Annotated in this window: 16 protein-coding genes and 1 tRNA gene; 7 read left to right on the top strand and 10 right to left on the bottom strand. The window is 66.3% G+C overall.

Going from position 1 to position 18,019, the window contains the following annotated elements; all coding sequences use genetic code 11:
- Positions 1 to 140: 140 nt before the first annotated feature.
- From AC239G_RS15175 to AC239G_RS15185, 3 genes are all read right to left on the bottom strand, one after another.
- Positions 141 to 704 (bottom strand): LytR C-terminal domain-containing protein, encoded by a 564-nt coding sequence (locus tag AC239G_RS15175; RefSeq protein WP_487489208.1) that lies wholly within the window; start codon positions 702 to 704, stop codon positions 141 to 143.
- Between the two features lie 2 nt (positions 705 to 706).
- Positions 707 to 973: a DUF3263 domain-containing protein gene (locus tag AC239G_RS15180; RefSeq protein WP_025780444.1), complete on the bottom strand. Its 267-nt coding sequence runs from the start codon at positions 971 to 973 to the stop codon at positions 707 to 709.
- A 331-nt stretch (positions 974 to 1,304) separates the two neighbouring features.
- The gene (locus tag AC239G_RS15185; protein WP_487489209.1) at positions 1,305 to 2,771 is read right to left on the bottom strand and encodes an aldehyde dehydrogenase family protein; all 1,467 of its coding nucleotides are present in this window, start codon (positions 2,769 to 2,771) and stop codon (positions 1,305 to 1,307) included.
- Positions 2,772 to 3,257: 486 nt separating this feature from the next.
- Between AC239G_RS15185 and AC239G_RS15190 the strand changes: the two genes are divergently transcribed.
- Positions 3,258 to 3,959: a uracil-DNA glycosylase gene (locus tag AC239G_RS15190; RefSeq protein ID WP_139468151.1), complete on the top strand. Its 702-nt coding sequence runs from the start codon at positions 3,258 to 3,260 to the stop codon at positions 3,957 to 3,959.
- Between the two features lie 25 nt (positions 3,960 to 3,984).
- On the opposite strand, the gene AC239G_RS15195 is transcribed toward AC239G_RS15190, so the two are convergent.
- A complete protein-coding gene (locus AC239G_RS15195) occupies positions 3,985 to 5,892 on the bottom strand; it encodes a threonine/serine exporter family protein (RefSeq protein ID WP_487489210.1) in 1,908 nt (635 codons plus the stop codon).
- A complete protein-coding gene (locus tag AC239G_RS15200; RefSeq protein WP_172171483.1) occupies positions 5,889 to 7,169 on the bottom strand; it encodes an amidohydrolase in 1,281 nt (426 codons plus the stop codon). Before AC239G_RS15200 ends, AC239G_RS15195 begins: the two co-directional genes overlap by 4 nt.
- A gap of 284 nt (positions 7,170 to 7,453) precedes the next feature.
- Here AC239G_RS15200 and AC239G_RS15205 point away from each other — a divergent pair, with 284 nt between their 5' ends.
- Both AC239G_RS15205 and AC239G_RS15210 read left to right on the top strand, forming a co-directional pair.
- Positions 7,454 to 8,392 carry an SGNH/GDSL hydrolase family protein gene (locus tag AC239G_RS15205; RefSeq protein WP_139468148.1) on the top strand — a complete coding sequence of 313 codons (939 nt, stop codon included), beginning with the start codon at positions 7,454 to 7,456 and terminating at the stop codon, positions 8,390 to 8,392.
- The gene (locus tag AC239G_RS15210) at positions 8,389 to 9,153 is read left to right on the top strand and encodes an alpha/beta hydrolase (RefSeq protein WP_139468147.1); all 765 of its coding nucleotides are present in this window, start codon (positions 8,389 to 8,391) and stop codon (positions 9,151 to 9,153) included. The genes AC239G_RS15205 and AC239G_RS15210 overlap by 4 nt, the downstream gene beginning before the upstream one ends.
- Positions 9,154 to 9,162: 9 nt before the next feature.
- Here the strand turns inward: AC239G_RS15210 and AC239G_RS15215 are convergent, their stop codons facing one another.
- Genes AC239G_RS15215 through AC239G_RS15225 form a run of 3 tightly spaced genes read right to left on the bottom strand, consistent with a single transcriptional unit; the run spans position 9,163 to position 11,548 of the window.
- Positions 9,163 to 10,083 carry a tryptophan 2,3-dioxygenase gene (locus tag AC239G_RS15215; protein WP_139468146.1) on the bottom strand — a complete coding sequence of 307 codons (921 nt, stop codon included), beginning with the start codon at positions 10,081 to 10,083 and terminating at the stop codon, positions 9,163 to 9,165.
- Between the two features lie 17 nt (positions 10,084 to 10,100).
- A complete protein-coding gene (locus AC239G_RS15220; protein ID WP_139468145.1) occupies positions 10,101 to 10,427 on the bottom strand; it encodes a protealysin inhibitor emfourin in 327 nt (108 codons plus the stop codon).
- Positions 10,424 to 11,548 (bottom strand): M4 family metallopeptidase, encoded by a 1,125-nt coding sequence (locus AC239G_RS15225; RefSeq protein WP_487489211.1) that lies wholly within the window; start codon positions 11,546 to 11,548, stop codon positions 10,424 to 10,426. The genes AC239G_RS15220 and AC239G_RS15225 overlap by 4 nt, the downstream gene beginning before the upstream one ends.
- Positions 11,549 to 11,739: 191 nt before the next feature.
- On the opposite strand from AC239G_RS15225, the gene AC239G_RS15230 reads away from it, so the two are divergent.
- Both AC239G_RS15230 and AC239G_RS15235 read left to right on the top strand, forming a co-directional pair.
- Positions 11,740 to 12,375 (top strand): ArsR/SmtB family transcription factor, encoded by a 636-nt coding sequence (locus AC239G_RS15230; protein ID WP_139468143.1) that lies wholly within the window; start codon positions 11,740 to 11,742, stop codon positions 12,373 to 12,375.
- Complete coding sequence (locus tag AC239G_RS15235; protein ID WP_139468142.1) at positions 12,372 to 12,683, top strand: hypothetical protein; 312 nt, start codon at positions 12,372 to 12,374, stop codon at positions 12,681 to 12,683. The genes AC239G_RS15230 and AC239G_RS15235 overlap by 4 nt, the downstream gene beginning before the upstream one ends.
- A 114-nt stretch (positions 12,684 to 12,797) precedes the next feature.
- Here the strand turns inward: AC239G_RS15235 and AC239G_RS15240 are convergent, their stop codons facing one another.
- Positions 12,798 to 14,000: a low temperature requirement protein A gene (locus tag AC239G_RS15240; protein WP_218973627.1), complete on the bottom strand. Its 1,203-nt coding sequence runs from the start codon at positions 13,998 to 14,000 to the stop codon at positions 12,798 to 12,800.
- Positions 14,001 to 14,180: 180 nt separating this feature from the next.
- Between AC239G_RS15240 and AC239G_RS15245 the strand changes: the two genes are divergently transcribed.
- On the top strand, positions 14,181 to 15,527 hold the full coding sequence (locus AC239G_RS15245; RefSeq protein ID WP_139468141.1) for an MFS transporter: 1,347 nt from the start codon (positions 14,181 to 14,183) through the stop codon (positions 15,525 to 15,527).
- A 118-nt stretch (positions 15,528 to 15,645) separates the two neighbouring features.
- Positions 15,646 to 17,658 carry an ABC1 kinase family protein gene (locus AC239G_RS15250; RefSeq protein WP_139468140.1) on the top strand — a complete coding sequence of 671 codons (2,013 nt, stop codon included), beginning with the start codon at positions 15,646 to 15,648 and terminating at the stop codon, positions 17,656 to 17,658.
- Between the two features lie 282 nt (positions 17,659 to 17,940).
- Here AC239G_RS15250 and AC239G_RS15255 read toward each other — a convergent pair.
- Positions 17,941 to 18,016: transfer RNA gene (locus AC239G_RS15255), tRNA-Thr, on the bottom strand.
- Between the last annotated feature and the right edge of the window lie 3 nt (positions 18,017 to 18,019).

Consider the following 18,019-nt stretch of genomic DNA (forward strand, 5'->3'; position numbering starts at 1 on the left):
TTCGCCGAGGCGGCCCACCGTCCCATGACCCGACCGCAACCAAGGAGCCCCGCCGTCTCATGCCCTCATCGCCGAGGCGGCCGAGGCCGAACCGATCCCGCCGACTCAGTCGCGCTGCCGCGCCGCCGAATCGCTTCGGATCACTCCGAGTCCCCGCCTCCACTGGGTTCGGGTCCGCGATCGGCGATGTCCGAACAGATGACGACCGTGATGTCGGCTTCGAAGTCGGACGAGGCCTCGGTGGCGGAGACTCCCAGCGACTTGGCGACGAGCTTGGCCTGGGACGCGTTCTCCTCGCCGTTGTAGTACACGGTCGAATCAGAGAGGTTCGTCGAGTAGTTGCCGACCTGCCCGAGCTTCCAGCCCTTCTCTTCGACAGCCTCGGAGAACTTCTTCGCTGCACCGGAGACGCCGGAGCCGTTGAGCACGTCGACGGTGATCGAATCGTCTGCGACGCTGACTTCGCTCTCACTCGGTGAGGGTTCGGCCGACGCCGATTCGGAGGTCGGAGGGTCGGCGATCTTCGACTCGGGGTTGCCCATCGAGGAGAAGATGATGTTGATGGCGGCCACGACCAGCAGGACAGCGACCAGGGCGAGGATGATGACCAGCGAGATGGCACCGATGTTCGACGACGCCGCGGACTCCTGTCGATGGGCACCGCTGCGCCGGCCGGGCTCGATCTCGTCGAATTCGTCGGTCATGTCTACCTCGAGACGCGGGCTTGGGCGCGTTCGCTCTGCCGCGTGCTGCGGATACGGCGAAGGCGCTTGACCAGCATGGGGTCGCTGGCCAGAGCTGCAGGATTGTCGAGAAGCGAGTTGAGGATCTGGAAGTAGCTGGTGGCTGACATGTCGAAGCGCTCACGGATCGCGTGGTCCTTGGCGCCTCCGTATTTCCACCACCGCCGCTCGAACTCCAAAACGGCCACCTCGAGCTCGCTCAGTTCTGAGGTGTCGTCGTTCGGCGGCATAGAGGTTGTGCTCCTTCGAGAGGTGTCTGTGCTTCTATCCTATCGCCGGATCGGCGGTACCGAAATTTCCGGCGCGCCGCCGAGGCTGTGAGGTCGATCCCGACCAGGGCACGGCTCGTGGGACGGCAACTCGCACATGCCCGGCGGCTGCTGCGCCCGCAACTGCATCACCCCGCCGCACGGCACCGGATCGGTGACCGTGTCGACGGGGTGAAAGGAACGACCTGCGCCGAGGCGGGGCCGCCTCGGCGAACCGGGTGACCCGATCACGAGGATCGGATCGACCCCACATTCGACCGCAAGAGCAGGGCCGCCTCGGCAGGGAAAAGGATCAGCGGATGCGGATATTGACCTGCTTGATCTGGGTGAATCCTTCGAGCATGCCTTCCAGCGATGCCTCTCGCCCGAATCCGGAGGTCTTCATGCCGCCGTAAGACTGGCCGGCCAGCTGGCCGCCGCCCTGGTTGACCTGAACCCAGCCGGATTCGATCCGGTTGGCCATGGTCAGGGCCGCGTCGACGTCCTTGGTGAAGACGAAAGCCGCGAGTCCGAAGTCGGAGTCGTTGGCCATGTCGATGACCTCGTCGATGTCCTTCCACGGGATGACCGAGAGGACGGGGCCGAAGATCTCTTCACGGCTGGTCTGCCAGTCGTTCTTCGCCTTCGAGAAGATCACGGGAGCGTGGTAGAAGCCGGGTTCGCCGACTTCCAGCGAATCGGAGCCGTCGTAGGCGATCTCGACGCCGTCCATCGACTTGCCCATCTCGATGTAGCTGGCGACCTGGTCGTACTGCTTCTCGTTGATGATGCAGCCGATGTCGGTGGACTCATCGCGGGGGTCGCCGACCTTCATCTTCGACACCGCGTCGACGAGCTTGGACAGGAAATCGTCGTAGATGTCCTCGTGGAGGAACAGACGCGACCCCATGGTGCACGACTGGCCCTGGCGGGCGAAGCGGGTCGACAGCAGCACCTGCTCGAGGGTGTCGTCGTCGTTCGAATCCGGGAAGATGATGTTCGGGGACTTGCCGCCGAGCTCCATCGACGAATGCGCGAGACGGCCACCGGCCACCTCGGCGACGTGACGGCCGACGCTCGTCGATCCGGTGAACGAGACCTTGTCGACGTCGGGGTGGACGTTGAGGGCCTCACCGATGACCGAGCCCTTGCCGGTGACGACGTTGAGCACACCGGCGGGCAGGATGTCGGCGATGATCTCGGCCATCTTGAGGATGGTCAGCGGTGCATCCTCGGCGCATTTGAGGACGATCGTGTTGCCGGCGGCGATCGCGGCGGGGGTCTTGAAGGCGGCGATCATCAGCGGCGAGTTCCACGGCAGAATGCCGGCGACGACACCCAGCGGCACACGCTTGGTGTACTGGAGCTGCATGTCTCCGGCGGGCAGGGTGTTGCCCTTGACCTCACCGGCGACGCCGCCCATGTAGCGGAACAGGTCGGCCAGGGTGATCGTCTCCGGGCGAGCCTGGGTGCGGATCGCGTTGCCGGTGTCGAGAGCGGTCAGCTGGGCGAGCTCCTCCGAGGCGGCTTCGAGCGCATCGGCGCAGGCCAGAAGCTTCTTCTGGCGTTCCTTGAACGGCAGGGCCGCCCACTCGGGGAAAGCCTTTCGTGCGGCCTGGACGGCGCGGTCGGCGTCGGCCTCTTTGCCGTTGGGCACCTTGGCGATGACGACGTTGCGGTCGATCGGGGTGATGACATCGGTGGTGTCGCCGTCAGCGGCATCGACCCATTCTCCGCCGATGAGCATCTTCCAGTTCTTGGCCTCTGGGAATTCCGACATTTCGGTCCTTTCGTTCAACGATGAACTCCTTAGGCCGAGCATAACGCGTGGCGCTGAACGGCAATACACCGGTTCGGTAGGCGATCGCGCACACCCGATCTGCGCTCCGTGCACATGCGCGCAGGTCGATTCCCACCCTCGCCGAGGCGGTGTCGACGTCATCGTCCTCCGTCGCCGAGGCGGTGCCGAGGCTATCGTCTGCCGTCGCCGAGGCGGTGCCGAGGTTCGCAAAGCTCGCCCCTCCCTCGTCTGTGCGGTGGATGGCGGATTGTTGGGCCGATCCACGGTGATATCATTGAGGAAACCACCGCGGATCGACCCAACAATGATGTCCGTGGTGGCTTCCCGCCCCCGCATCCCCGCCGCCGGCGACAGCACCGCCGTTCCTGCTCCGCCCATTCCCTGGCAGCTGACGTCCATTCCGTGGCAGCTGACACCACTGTCCCAACGCGACCTCGTCCGCCGAGCATCGCTACACTCGTGCCCATGACGTCGACGCCCCCGCTGACAGAGATCATGTCCCCCGATTGGGCGAACGCCCTGACCGGAGTGGAAGAGCGCATCCACTCGATGGGCGACTTCCTCCGCGACGAGATCGCTGCCGGTCGCGCCTACCTGCCCTCCGGGGACTTCGTCTTCCGCGCCTTCGCCGAACCGCTGTCCGAGGTCAAGGTCCTCATCGTCGGCCAGGACCCCTATCCGACGCCCGGCCACGCCATCGGCCTGTCATTCGCCGTCGACCCCGATGTCCGTCCCCTGCCGCGGTCGCTGGGCAACATCTTCAAGGAGCTCGAGTCCGACCTCGGGATTCCGCCGTCCGCGCACGGGGACCTGCGCGCCTGGTCACGCCAGGGAGTCATGCTGCTCAACCGCGCCCTCACCGTCTCCCCCGGCGAACCCGCCTCCCACCGCGGCAAAGGCTGGGAGGAGATCACGGAACGGGCGATCACCGCGCTGATCGAACGCGATCAGCCGCTTGTCGCGATCCTCTGGGGCCGCGACGCCCGGAACCTCGCTCCCCTGCTGACATCAGGAACCGCCGAGGTGGCCATCATCGAATCCGCGCATCCCTCACCTCTGTCGGCACGGCGGGGATTCTTCGGTTCCCGACCGTTCTCGCGCACGAATGAATTGCTCGCCCAGAAGGGCATCGACCCGATCGACTGGGCCCTGCCGGATCAGGTCTGAGTCCGGGACCCGATCTGAGCCCGGATCAGATCTGAATCGGACCGGTATCGGCCTCGTCCGAGGCGTCCGCTTCTCCGGCCCCACTCGGCTGAGCCTTCTCTCCCCCGGCCTCGCCCGACTGGATCCTCGAACCTGCAGACCCGCTCGACTGGGTCTTCGCACCGCCGGGCTGCACCGAGTCGATGACAGAGGTCGATGTCTCGCCGCTGCGCACCTCTTCGACCTTCTCCTCAGCCGAGCTCTGACTCTTGAGGTTCTTCAACGGCAGCGCCAGATAGCTGCCGAGCACAGCGCCGACAGCGAGCGCCGCGTTCGCGAGGATCGCGGTGAACAGCGAGGACAGACCCACAGCGAAGGAGACGTTCTCCGATTCCGACGCGATCTGATAGACAGCGGTGAAGATCGACAGTCCCTGCAGAAGGGTGTAGATGCCGGGAATCATCAGCACGATCGCCGGCGCTCCCAGCCGCAGCGCCAGCGGCCGCGACAGGAAACCGGTGACGGTGGCCGCCAGCAGACTGGCAAGCACATTGTCGATGTCCAACAGCGTCAGCGACATCATCGTGATGTGCGAAGCGAGGCCGACGAGCGCCGCCGGCAGGATGAATCGGCGCCTGGCCGACATGGCCACCGCACCGGACATCGCCACCACGGCCGCCGCGACCATCGACAGGATCGCCGTGACCACATGCGGGCTCGTCTTCGGCACGAGCACTTCGATATGGCTGAGTCCGATGGCCTGACCGCACACGATTCCCAGGGCGATTCCGGAGACGATGCCGGCCAGGGTCATGAACACCCCGACCACCCGCCCGGCGGCGGTCAGCGGGAAGTTCGTCAGCGCATCCTGAACCGCCGAATACAGCGACTGCGTCGGCAGCAGCAGGACGATTCCGGCAGCCACGAGGTACTGCGGTGAGGCGATGATACCGACGTCGCCGGCGATGGTGGCGATGAGAGTCGCCGAGGCGGCCTGCAGCGCCGTGATGAAGAACGACGGCAGGTGGGTGCGTCCGAGCAGTTTGCCGAACTGGAAAACGACGATCGCCATCGTGATGCCCAGGGGAATCGCGATCGGGCCTCCCCCGAGCAGCAGGACGAGGGCACCGACCATGAAGCCCCAGGCACCAGTGGTGAACCATTCGGGGAACGGTCGCCGCTGCGTGCGTATCGCGTCGAGACGACTGCGTGCCTCATGGAATTCCAAACGCCCGTCGACGAGGTCGGTGACGAGCTTGTGCACAGAGGCGAGCTTCGCGAAATGCGTGGACTCACCGCGGTTGACCCGCATCACCGTCAGCAGACGTCCGTCCGAAGTCGAATAGTGCACGACGAGCGTGTTCGATGTCAGATCGACCTCGACGGTGGCCAGACCGCACGCGGTGCACGCGGCGATGACGGAGACCTCGACATCGCTCGTGCCGGCACCGGCGCGCATCATCATCGCCGCGATATCGGCGGCGAGGTCGAGGATCATCCGGGCTTCGTCTTCGCTCGGCTCGTTCGCCTGGACGGGCGCCTGGTACGGGGTGCCCTTGAGCGCGGTGACGATCGGCACCGGCTGCGTGTTCTCCGTCGTACCGGAGACGAGTTTGCCGACGGTACGCCGGGCGACCTTCTGGGCGATGCGCTGAGACGCACCGAGGTGGTCGGTGCGGGACTTCGACCGCCCGCCGCTGCGCTCGGCCTTCGCCGCCTTCGCCGCAGCGGCCTTGGCGAGATCTTCAGGCTGGGGTTCCGGTGAGGAGTCCCGCAGTTCGGCTAGCCGCTGCAGGCGGGTGCGTTCGAGCAGTTCGCGCAGGGCCTGGGATCCGGCCTCCGGGTTGCCGCCGGAGGTCGGGGCCGGGGACGAACCTCGGACAGGGCCCGGCTCGGCCGGATCCTCGACCCGAACCTCGGTGGTGGTGGCGTCTTCGAGTTCTCTGTCGCTCACGGCTCGCTGATGAGTGTCGGGCCGAGTGGGTCGGCGATGTACGCGGTTCCTGAGGCGGCGTCGTAGTCGAAGACGCGACGGCCGGAGACGAAGACGGTCTCGGCGCGGGAGTTCAGATCGAGCGGATCGCCGGACCAGATGACGATATCGGCGTCGCGGCCCACAGCCAGGGAACCGAGGCGGTCGTCGAGGCCGAAGATCGCGGCCGGGTTGATCGTCAGCGCTTCGATCGCGACGGTCGGGTCGAGTCCTTCCTTCACGGCCAGGGAGGCTTCGTGGATGAGGAAGTTGATCGGGATGACCGGATGGTCGGTGGTCAGCGCGATGCGCACTCCCGCCTCGGCGAGGGAGGCCGCGGTGGCCAGGGTGCGGTCGCGCAGTTCGACCTTCGATCGGGAGGTCATCAGGGGGCCGAGGATGACGTCGATGCCCTTGGCGGCGATGAAATCGGCGATCTTGTGGCCTTCGGTCCCGTGGTTGATGACGAGGCGGTAGCCGAATTCCTCGGACAGGCGGATGGCGGTGGCGATATCGTCGGCGCGGTGGCAGTGCTGGTCCCATGCGAGCTTGCCGTCGAGGACGTCGGCCAGGGTCTCCTTGACCAGGTCGCGGTCGAACGGGGTGCCATCGGCGTCGGCTTGCGCACGTTTGGCCTGGTAGTTCCGCGCTTCGACGAAGGCGTCGCGGATGATCTTGACGGTGCCCATCCTCGTTGATGGGGTGACCTTCTTCTCTCCGTATACGCGTTTCGGGTTCTCGCCGAGTGCGGACTTCACGGACAGATCCTGCGTCACGAGCATCTCGTCGACGATCCGACCCCAGGTCTTGAGGAAAGCGGTGCGACCGCCGATGGGATTGCCGGAACCGGGTTTGATGAGCGCCGAGGTGACACCCCCACGCAGGGCATCCTTGAATCCGAGATCGGTGGGATCGATGCTGTCGAGCGCGCGCAGGCCCGCCCCGTTGGGATCGGTCATCTCGTTCGTATCGTCACCGGACCAGCCTTCACCGTCCTCATGGACGCCGAGGTGGCCGTGGGCTTCGATGAAACCGGGCAGGACCCAGCGTCCACCGGCATCGATGACCTCGGTGTCCGCTGGGAGGGAGGACGTGTCGACGGAGCCGGGGGCCACCTCGGTGATGCGGCCGTCCCTGACCGTCAGCGTGCCGGTTTCGATCGCCTCGGCGCGGTTCCCGGAGGCATCGGCCACGGGCACGATCCGCGCGTTCGTGATGACGAAATCTGTGGCTGCGGGGACCGGGACTGACCGATACATTCTGCTCCTAGCGAGGGGGTCGGCGACGACGTCGGGCTGCGGTGTCGAGTCTACGCCACTCGATGATTCCACTCGGTGACCTCGGGGCCCTTCGCCGCGTTGGCGCACGACCTCCGCCAAGGCGAGTTCCCGCCCTCTTCCCCTCCCAATTGCTACCTGACGGCGGCCCAGCAACCTGGCGCGAGGTTGCTGGGCCGCCGTCAGGTAGTTCTGGGGCGGACGGGTCCCCGCGTCGGGTCCGGCGTATAGTCTGGATGAATCGCACGAAGAGAGAAGGATCCCTGATGCTTGAGCCGATCACCTCATACGTCGCAATCGGAGACTCGTTCAGTGAGGGTCTGATGGATCCCGACCCACGGGTCGAGGATCGGTACCGCGGCTGGACCGACCGGCTCGCGCTCATGCTCACCGAGTCGTCGGTGGGCAGCACGGACTTGTCCTATGCCAATCTGGCCATCCGAGGTCGTCTGCTCGACCGCATCGTCGATGACCAGGTGCCGCAGGTCCTCGAGATGAAGCCGGACCTCGTGAGCCTGTGCGCCGGCGGCAATGACTGCCTGCGCCCGAAGGCTGATATCGATGCCCTGGCCGCGAAGTTCGAACGCGCCGTGATCGCGATGCGTGAGGCCGGCATCGAGGTGCTCATGTGCAATGGCTTCGATACCGAGTTCAGCACCCCGCTCATCCGTGCGGTGCGTCCACGCGTGGGAATCTACAACGCCCACCTGTGGTCGATCGCGCAGCGGCACGGCTGCCATATGGTCGACCTGTGGGGGCTGCGTTCGCTCTACGCCGCGGAGATGTGGGCCGACGACCGCATCCACCTGTCGACGAAGGGCCACCATCTCGTCGCCGAGCAGGCTCTGGCGACCCTGGAGAGCGGCCGCTCCCTGCCGGTCAAGGGCTTCGGTGTTCCCGCTCGTCCGACGCGGGCGATCCGCGAGGTGATGAGCGAGGAGTCGCGGTGGGCCCGTGAGTACCTGGCCCCGTGGGTCGGTCGCCGGCTGCGCGGGCAGTCCTCAGGTGACACTCTGGACCCGAAGCTGGCGGAGCTCACCCGCGTCCGCGACCTCGTCGAACGTTCGCGTGAGGTCGACCGCGCCCGGGAGAACGGTGAGACAGGCGCCGCCGGCGAAGCGGGCGCTGCCGACCGGACCGGCTCGGGCGAAACTCACACAGGTGGAACCGGTGAGGTGAACGCACCTCGGGGTACCGAAGGATGAGCGTCGAGTCCGTGCGCATTCCCGAACTCGCCGCCGCCGGGACCGACGTGGCTCCGTCCTTCCGGCACGCCTACGGGGACTCCCCCGAGCAGTTCGTCGAAGTCTATGGTGACCCGGCGACCGCCTCGGCGACGGTCATCTTCGTCCACGGAGGCTACTTCCGCCCCCGCACCGATCTGTCCCATGCCCGACCGTTGGCTCGGGCGCTGGCCGAGTCGGGAGTGCTCGTCGCTTCCATCGAGTATCGACGCCTCGGCGGTCAGCCGCTCCTGCTCGACGATGTCACCGCGGCCATCGAATCGGTGTGCGCCGAACTGCCGCGCTGGGGCGTGAGCGAACGAACACAGGGCAATCTCATCGTCTCGGGCCATTCGGCCGGTGGCTGCCTCGTCCTCGCCTGGGCTTCGCACCTGCCCGACGGGGGTCCGCGGATCCGTCTGCGTCCTCTGGCACCGGTGACCGATCTGCTGCGGGAGGTTGAGGGCCACCTCGGCGATGGAGCAGTCCTCGACTATATGGGCGTACGGCCCGAGCACGATCTGGAAGCCTACCTGCGCCACGATCCGCGATCCCGGGTGGCCCTCATCCCGGCACGCGTCGACGTGCATTCGATCCACGGGGATGCCGATGCCACCGTCAACGTCGAATTCTCCCGTGTCTTCCCCGCCGCCCTGACCGAGCTGCCGGGCGCGAACCATGCCGATGTCATCGACCCCGATTCTCCATACTTCGCACAGATGAGGAACCTGCTGCTCGGCTGAAGGTGCTTCTCAGATCCCTTCGGGGCTGATTCCGGGGCCGTTCTCGATTCCGGTGCGGATGTCGAAGAGCTCGGGGAAGAACGTGAGATCGAGCGCCTTCTGCAGGAATCCGACTCCGCTCGAACCGCCAGTTCCGCGTTTCATGCCGATGATCCGCAGCACCGTGCGCATGTGTCGGTAGCGCCAGATCTGGAAGTTCTCCTCGAGATCGACGAGCTCTTCGCAGCTCTCGTATTCCTGCCAGTACTTCTGCGGGTTCTCGTAGATGATGCGGAAGACATCGCACAGTTCCTCGTCGAAGGTGTGGGCGACCGATTTGTCTCGGTCGAGGAGCCGCTGCGGCACCGGAAGATCGCGCCGGGCCAGGCAGGCGAGGAATTCGTCGTAGATGCTCGGTTCCTCGAGGTACTGCTCCAGGGCCGCACGCGCCTCGGGCTCGCCGTCGAAGACCGGGAGCATGGCCCGATTCTTGTTGCCGAGCAGGAACTCCACGGCCCGATACTGCCAGGACTGGAAGCCGGAGGCACGACCGAGCTGGTCACGGAACCCGACATATTCGCTCGGCGTCAGCGTCGCGAGGACAGACCACTGCTCGGTCAGGGTCTTCTGGATGTGTTTGACGCGGGCGATGCGCTTGAGCGCGGTCTGCAGCTCATCGGCGGCGATGAGGCGCCGGGCGTCGAGGAGTTCGTGGATGACGAGCCGGAACCACAGCTCCGTGGTCTGGTGCTGGATGATGAAGAGCAGCTCATCGTGGTGTTCGGGACTGCTGACTGGATGCTGGGCGCCGAGGAGACGGTCGAGGTCGAGATACGACCCGTATGTCATCGATTCCTTGAGGTCGGTGTGGACCCCGGCTTCGAGGTCGCGTTCGTTCTTCTCGGCCGTCGTCCGAGCGTCGTTGCCCGGGTCATGGTTGGTGTCGGTCATGACCTCCAGCATAAGGGTCAGCCGGGTTGCCGCCTCTGCGGTTCGGCGACTTCCCGCACATCATCGACGAGCTGCTTCCACTCCGGCGGCATCTGAGACTCGCCGAAGCGGACTCGCCCGTACCGGCTCTCGATGAGGTAGGCGAACCGGTCGGCCCCCGTCGTCTGCGGCGAATCGTCCTTCTGCCCGTTGTCGGACCAGGGAAGTTCGGCGATGCGCGGACCGAGGTCATCGCGTCGGGTGCTTGCGTCGATGTCGACTTCCCAGACGAGCAGCATCCCGCCGATCCCGCCCGAGCGTTCCACGAGCAGATGCCCGAACCCATCGGCAGGCTGCTCGTTCACCAGCTGCTCCCCTGGTTTCCGCGGGCCGAACCTGCGTGGGAGATGCCCACGGTTTCCCACCTGGACACGATCGCATCGTGAACGTCGGATCCGGCGCCGAACTGGTCGGCCGCCTCGGCGATGGTGAGTTCTGCGAACTCCGCGAAATCGGTGCGCTGCGTGATCTCAGCCCCTGTGAGGACGGAGTACCAGACCTGTCCGACGCTTTCCCAGGCCGGGCCGCCCACGGCGATGGCGGCGAGCGCGAAGGCCCGGTTCGGGATCCCGGAGTTCAGGTGGACCCCGCCGTTGTCGGAATCGGTGGTGACGAAGTCGTCCATATGCGCAGGCTGCGGGTCCTTGCCGAGGACGTCGTCGTCATAAGCCGTGCCGGGTTCGATCATGGAGCGCAGGGCACGACCGGTCACCTCGGGGGTGAAGATTCCGGCACCGATGAGCCAGTCGGCGTCCTCGGCATTCTGTCCTGCGTCGTGCTGTTGGGTCAGGGCGCCGAAGACATCGGCGCAGTGCTCGTTGAGCGCTCCCGGCTGGCCGAAGTATTCGAGGTCGGCGGTGTGGCTGATGACGCCGTGGGAGAGTTCATGGCCGATGATCGACAGCGAACCGGTGAACCCGGTGAACACTTCGTCGTCGCCGTCGCCGAAGACCATGAGGCGGCCATCGAAGAAGGCGTTGTCGTAGTCCTTGCCGTAGTGGACGCTGGCCATGAGCGGCATTCCCGCGCCGTCGAGCGAATCGCGTCCGAACACCTCGGAGAACAGAGCATACGAAGCGCCGAGCCCATCATAGGCTTCGTTGACCGGCTCATCGTCGACGGGTTCTTCGCCCTCGGAGCGGACGAGTTCGCCGGGCAGCACCTCGGTGTTCTGAGCATCGTGGACGAGGCGCTGCAGTCCTGCAGGAGCGGGTGCGGCGAGCGCGGATACGTCTCTGCCGAGATCGGCCGGTGGGGTATAGCGCAGCCCGGCCAGGCGCAGGTTCCGACAGCTCTCGTCGGACATCCGGCAGCTTGCAGCGGCGGCCGCGGCCTTCGGGAATCGCTCGGTGCCGCGCTCGGCGATCGCATCGAGAAGGTAGGGCGGGACGACACTGTGAAATGGGACGACGCTCTGAGAGACCATGACTCCAGCGTGCCACTTTCGGCGACGAACCGATAGGGAGCCCGGCATATCCGCACCGGACTCCGGCACATCTGCGCCGGGCTCCGGCGTTCAGCCCGATCGACCTGGCCGCGTCGAGGCCTCAGCCGATGACCCGAACACAATCCAAAGAAAGTATTGCAAAGACTTATTTGCAAGCGTATCTTTGCACTATGAGCGAGGACACCGGACACGACGCCACTCACGAGATCACCCACCCCGACGGCGTCCGCGAGATCAGCACCTCGGCCCTCAAGGGCCTGGCCCATCCCCTGCGGATGGCGATCTACGACGCGCTGTCGACGCAGGGCCCGCAGACGGCGACGGGCCTGGCCAAGCGCCTCGGCGAATCATCCGGGGCAACGAGCTACCACCTGCGTCAGCTCGCTCGGCACCAGCTCATCCGCGAGGTCGAGGGCGAACGGAGCGGGCGAGAGAAGTGGTGGGAGAGGATTCCCGGGGCCATGAAGGTGCCGGGCCCCGAACGCGACCTCGACCCGTCGGCACGGACCGCCTCGTCCTACGTCAACCGAGAGTTCGTGCGCAATGCACAGCGCAACTTCGAACACTTCATCGATGCCGCCTATGACGGCCAGCGGATGCCGAAGTCGTGGATCGAAGCCGCGGTCAGCGAGACGAGCAATCTGCGCCTGACCAAGGAACAGCTCGCCGAGATCGCCGCCGAGTACGAGAGAACCACCATGGCCTTCATCAACAAGTACCGCGGCCGCAATGATCCGGGCTCCCGCCCGGTGCAGATCCAGTTCTACGCCTTCCCCCTGACCGATGGAGAGGAAACCTCATCATGAGCACGCTCACCGCACCCATCCGCCCTCCCCTGGACGGCATCGGCACTGCCGACGGCAGGGCATCTCACCAGCGCCGCATCGTCGAACGCACCATCACCGTGACCAGGGAGTTCGTCGTCGACAGCGGCGAGGACACCCGCGCCAGGGCATCCGGCCCCGAGGGTCTGGTCCTGCGCCTGGCGCTGTGGCTCATCGAGCGTCGCCGCGTCCGGGCCCTGCACGTGCAGGTCGACTCCGCGGAGATGTCGCGTCGGGTCGACCACGCCAAACAGAGGCACATCGACCGCTATCACGGTCTGCCGTTCTGACGAGGGCGCAGATCGGACCGGCACTCCCGTTCTGTTGCACGTGGTCGCGCGAACTCCTCCCCCGGCCCGCGCGAGCTCCTTCCCGGCCCGCGCGCACCCGTCAGCGGAGCACGATCACCGCACGACCGCCTCGGCGCCGGTCCTGCCGTTGTCATCGAGCGGAGGGAACACGACGAGGGTGATGACGATGATGACCATGAAGAATGTGGTGAGGAATGTCGGGACCGGGATGATCGGGTCGAGGAGGACGAGCAGCGCGCAGGCCGGGACGACGGTGTTGACGACGGCATTGGCGTTGGCGCGGATGGCGACCACCCATACCCCGAGGACGAACACCACGATCGGCACTGAGACCGTGAACGTCGCCAGCACCGGATTCAGAGCGCTGGCACCGAGCTGGGAATCGGCCTCCACGCCGACCCCGGCCGAGAACGCACCGGCGGCGGCGAAGATGAAGTAGTGGCCGTAGCCGTATCTGAGCGATCCGCCGAGGCTGCCGATCGCCCGGTGATGCGGCGGCCAGAAGTAGATCCACCACATCGCCGCAGTGACGATGAGGCAGAGGACGCCCAGTGAGATCAGCGGGACGATGTCCTCGACTTCGCCCAACGCGTCGAAGACGGTGTTCGCCGAGGCCAGGAGGCTCTCGCCGAGGACGATGATCGTGAAGCAGCCATAGCGTTCGGTGATGTGGTGCGGGTGCCACGGAGTCTTGCCGCGGGCTTCGGCGATGACCGGCACAGCCACCTCGGCGAGGATGAGCACGACGAGGCCCACGGACCGGATCATGGAGTCGTCGATGGCCAGCCACATCACCCACAGGATCTGGGCCAGGCCGATACCGGCCGCGTAGATGATCGTCGTCCACCGTGCGGCCCCGGCACCGCGGGAGGCCCGCAGCCATTGGGAGATCATGATGATGCGCATGAGCACGTAGCCGCCGATGAGCAGCCGGTAGTCCTCGTTCTCGTAGACGGGGCCGATGCCGGCGGCGAGGATGAGCACCCCGCCCATCTGCACGATCGTGAGCACTCGGTAGAGCCAGTCGTCGGTGTCGAAGGAGGTCGCGAACCACGTGAAGTTCATCCACGCCCACCAGATCCCGAAGAACACGACCAGGTAGTTGACCACCCCATCGCCGAGGCGGCCCTCCGTGATCGTGTCATGCAGGTGTGAGGACGCGATCGAGACGGCGATGACGAAGACGAGGTCGAAGAAGAGTTCGAGCGTGCTGGCTGCCCGCCCCTCTTCACCCGGATCGCGCGGACGCATCGGACTGAGGCGGAACCGCGGTGCGGCTGAGTGCTGTGCGGTCATGGGATCCTCACCGGTCGGATTGAGTGCTCGCACATTCTATGGCCGTCCGGCCGACTCCGGCACCCCGCTGCGCTGGCCCAACACCCGCCGAACCGGCCCGCCCGGTGTTCCGCATACCCGCAGCCACTCTCACCTCGGACTCCGCAAACGCCTCGGCCCCGCCTCAACTAAACTTGCCACGTGCTCAAACCCATCCTGTGGCCGGTGCTCGTGCCGTTCGCCCTCTTCGCCGTCGGCCTGGGTGCGATCATGCCGATCCTCGTGCTCGGGGCGCTCTCGCTGGGCTCGACGCAGGCCTTCGCCGCAGCCATCGTCGGCATCATGGGGGCCGTGTCGCTCATGGCCACGGTGCCGGCCGGGATCCTCATCGACCGCCTCGGCGATTTCCGGGCCATGTTCGTGGCCACGTGCGCGGCGATCATCGTGCTCGGTTCCATCGTCGCCGCCTTTATCTGGGATTCGCCGTATTCGCTGCTCGTCTACACGGTCGCGCTCATGGTCTTCGGCCCGGTCTCCGATGTGTGGAGCCTGGCCAGACAGGCCGTCGTCGCCGAGGTGATGCCGCCGGCCGACCTCGCGAAGGCGATGACTGCGCTCGGCGGCACGCAGCGGGTCGGCAACCTCGTCGGGCCGATGATCGGCGCCGGCCTCATGCTCGTCTTCCCGATTTGGTCCGTGTTCGTCTTCTCCGGCCTCACCGCCGTCGCCGCGATCGCGATCATGACCCTGCCGATCGCCCAGATCCCCGGCTTCGACGACCATCCCCACCGCCCCGAGGCGGCCCCGACCTCATGTGCGGACGATGACGATCCCTCCCCCACCGATGTTCCCAACCCCGCCGAGGCGGCCGACCCCACCGCGGCGAACGATCCGGCACACGGTGACGTCGCCCCTCCTCGGCGGGGGAAGAAGGATCGTCGGCCGCCGCTGGACGTGCGATGGAGATCGGTCATCCTCACCGGCGTCACGATCATCGCACTGGCGGCGGCCCGCGCCGCCCAGCCGGTCGTCGTTCAGCTGTGGGGCGTCGAGATCGGTCTGCACAAGTCCTCGATCTCGCTCATCATCGCCTTCGGCGCCGGGCTCGAACTCATCGTCATGTTCCTCGGCGCGTACATCAAGGATCACCTCGGCCGGGTCGCGACCCTCGTCGCGTGCCTGTCCATCTTCGGCACCGGGTTCGTCATCATGGTCGCGAAACCGGATCTCGCCGGGATGGTCATCGCCGCCGCGGTCATGGCTTTCGGCAACGGCCTCGGCGCGGGCGTGAATATGACGATCGGCGCGGACCTCTCTCCCGCGGTCGGGAGGCCGCGGTTCCTCGGCATCTGGGCGATCTTCAACAACGGCGGCAAGCTCGGCGGGCCGACGCTGCTGTCCATCATCATCACCGTGACCACCCTGCGGTTCGGGGTGCTCTTCCCGGGACTGCTCGCCTTCCTCGGTGCGGTGTGGATCCTCATCTGGGCCCGTCAGGTAGGCCTGCCCGGAAGGCGGAGGCGCCTCGATCCGCCGCGCACGGACTGACTCGACGGACTAGGCTGGAGATGACCGAATCGACGATGTTCGGCTGACAGCCCGAAGCTGAAGGCCCACAGCGGCCGGCCCACAGCTGAGAGTCCGAACAGGATCAGGAGAGTCATCGATGGAAGCATTGGACGTCGGCGGATATGTGCTGGTGAGCCTCGCCGCACTCGTCTTCCTCTTCCTCCAGTCATGGTTCGCCGCCACCGTGGTCCGTCGCGTCGTCGGCGTCCCCACCGGCTGGCCACGCACTCTGGCCGTCGGTCTCTTCATGAGCGCCGTCGTGGCCGTGACCGTCCAGTACCTCTACCGGGCCGGCACCGGGCAGAACGTCGACGGGCTCGACGTCTCCCCCGGAGTGGCGGTGCTGTTCATGGTGCTCGCCCTCGGTTGGATCTTCGCTCTGGGCGTCGGTGCCCTCGTCATGCTCGAAGCGGCCTTCCCGACCGGGTCCCTGCCGAGCCCTCAGTCGCTGTTCTTCGGGTGGAAATCCCGTCGTCGCCGCGGCCGCCGCTACGCCCAGGTCGTGTCCATCGCCGTGCGGCACGGGCTCGGCTCACAGCTGCGCGGCTTCGGAGGGGATTCGCCTGGTCGCGACGTCAAGACCGCGCGAGCGCTCAAGGAATCCCTCGCCGAGGCGGGGGTGACCTTCGTCAAGCTCGGACAGATGCTCTCGACCCGCCGGGACATCCTCCCGCCGGTGTTCGTCCGTGAGCTCGAAACCCTCCAGACGCAGGTCACGCCCGAGCCCTGGTCGGTCATCGAACCGGCCATCGCCGAGCGGCTCGGTCGACCCATCGGAGAGGTGTTCGCACGGATCGGCTCCACGCCGCTGGCGGCCGCCTCGGTGGCGCAGGTCCATGAGGCGACCCTGCTCGACGGCACGGAGGTCATCGTCAAGGTGCAGCGGCCGAAGGCGCTCAATCAGGTCACTCAGGATCTCGACATCATCCAGCGGTTGGCGGGCTGGCTGAACAAGACCACGACCTGGGGCAGGGATCTGGGTGTGCAGTCCCTGGCCGCGGGGTTCGCGAACACGCTCGAAGAGGAACTCGACTATCGGATCGAGCTGGACAATATGGCCAGCATCGAGGCCTCTCTCAAACGCTCGGGGAAGTTCGATGTCACCGTTCCGCACGGCTATCCGGGCCTCAGCGGCGAACGCCTGCTGGTCATGGATCGGCTGCCCGGACAGCCGGTCTCACGTGCGGGGGCGCTGCTGACCGGGCTCAGTGATGCCGAGCGGTCCCGGTTGGCGACCACACTGTTGGGTGCCACGCTCGAGCAGATCATCGGTGACGGGATCTTCCACGCCGATCTGCATGCCGGCAACATCTTCATCACTCCCGAGGGGAAGCTGGGGCTGCTCGACTTCGGTGCGGTCGGCCGGCTCGATCCGGGCACGCAGACCTCGCTGGGACTCATGCTCTACTCGATCGATCAGAACGACAGTGCCGGGGCCACCGACGCCCTCATCGAACTTCTCGGGCGTCCCGACGGGCTCAACGATCGGGAGGTCGAACGGGCCGTCGGCGAACTCCTGCTGCGCTACGGCGGCGGCACCCGTGCGGCGCAGGGTCAGAAGCTCTTCGACGACCTGTTCAATCTCGTGCTCGCGCACCGGTTCTCCGTGCCGGCGCCGATCAGCGCCGCATTCCGGGCGATGGCCTCCGTGGAGGGTGCGCTGCTGACGATCGATCCGCACTTCGATGTCGTCGCCGTGTCCCGGCAGGAGGGCAACAGGCTCGTGCGGTCGAAGCTCAAGGGCACGAAGATCACCGATGAGCTGCAGCGTCGGGCCCTGCAGCTGATGCCGATGATCGACCGCATGCCGCGCCGGATCAACAAGATCACCGAGGACCTCGAACACGGCCGGTTCTCGATGAACATGCGCGTGCTCGAGAATCCCTCCGACCGCAGCTTCCTCACCAGTCTGTTTCAGCAGCTCATCGTCGCCGTCCTCGCCGGAGCCGCCGTGGTGGGAGCGATCATGCTCATCACCAGCGATGAGGGTCCGCTGCTGACGAAGGACATCCACCTGTACTCGTTCTTCGGCTTCGTGCTGCTCTTCGGCGGCTTCGTGCTGAGCATGCGCTCCCTCATGCTCGTGTTCCGACGCGACGGCCAGACCTAGCCGGTCGCCCGGCGGCTCGCCTCCGCCACTCGACCGCAGCGCTCGGCCACTCGCCTCCGCTGCCTCGTTCAAGGCTGAGCGCACTTTTCGCGCCGTGTACGAATCGATAGCCGCGCTCCGCCTTGAACGAGAGATGTTTGCGCTTGAACGAGAAGCTTGTGCTTGAACGAGCGCGGCCAAAGCCCGTCGCCCGCAGCAGCGCAGATCCCAGCCACGGCACGGCCCGGGTATGAAGAAGCCCCGCGTTCCGCTAGTTCTAGCGGTTCGCGGGGCTTTCCCGAGTGGAGCCCCCTGTCAGACTCGAACTGACGACCTTCGCTTTACAAGAGCGGTGCTCTACCAACTGAGCTAAGGAGGCGTG

The organism is Brevibacterium sp. Lmc1 (assembly GCF_057654315.1).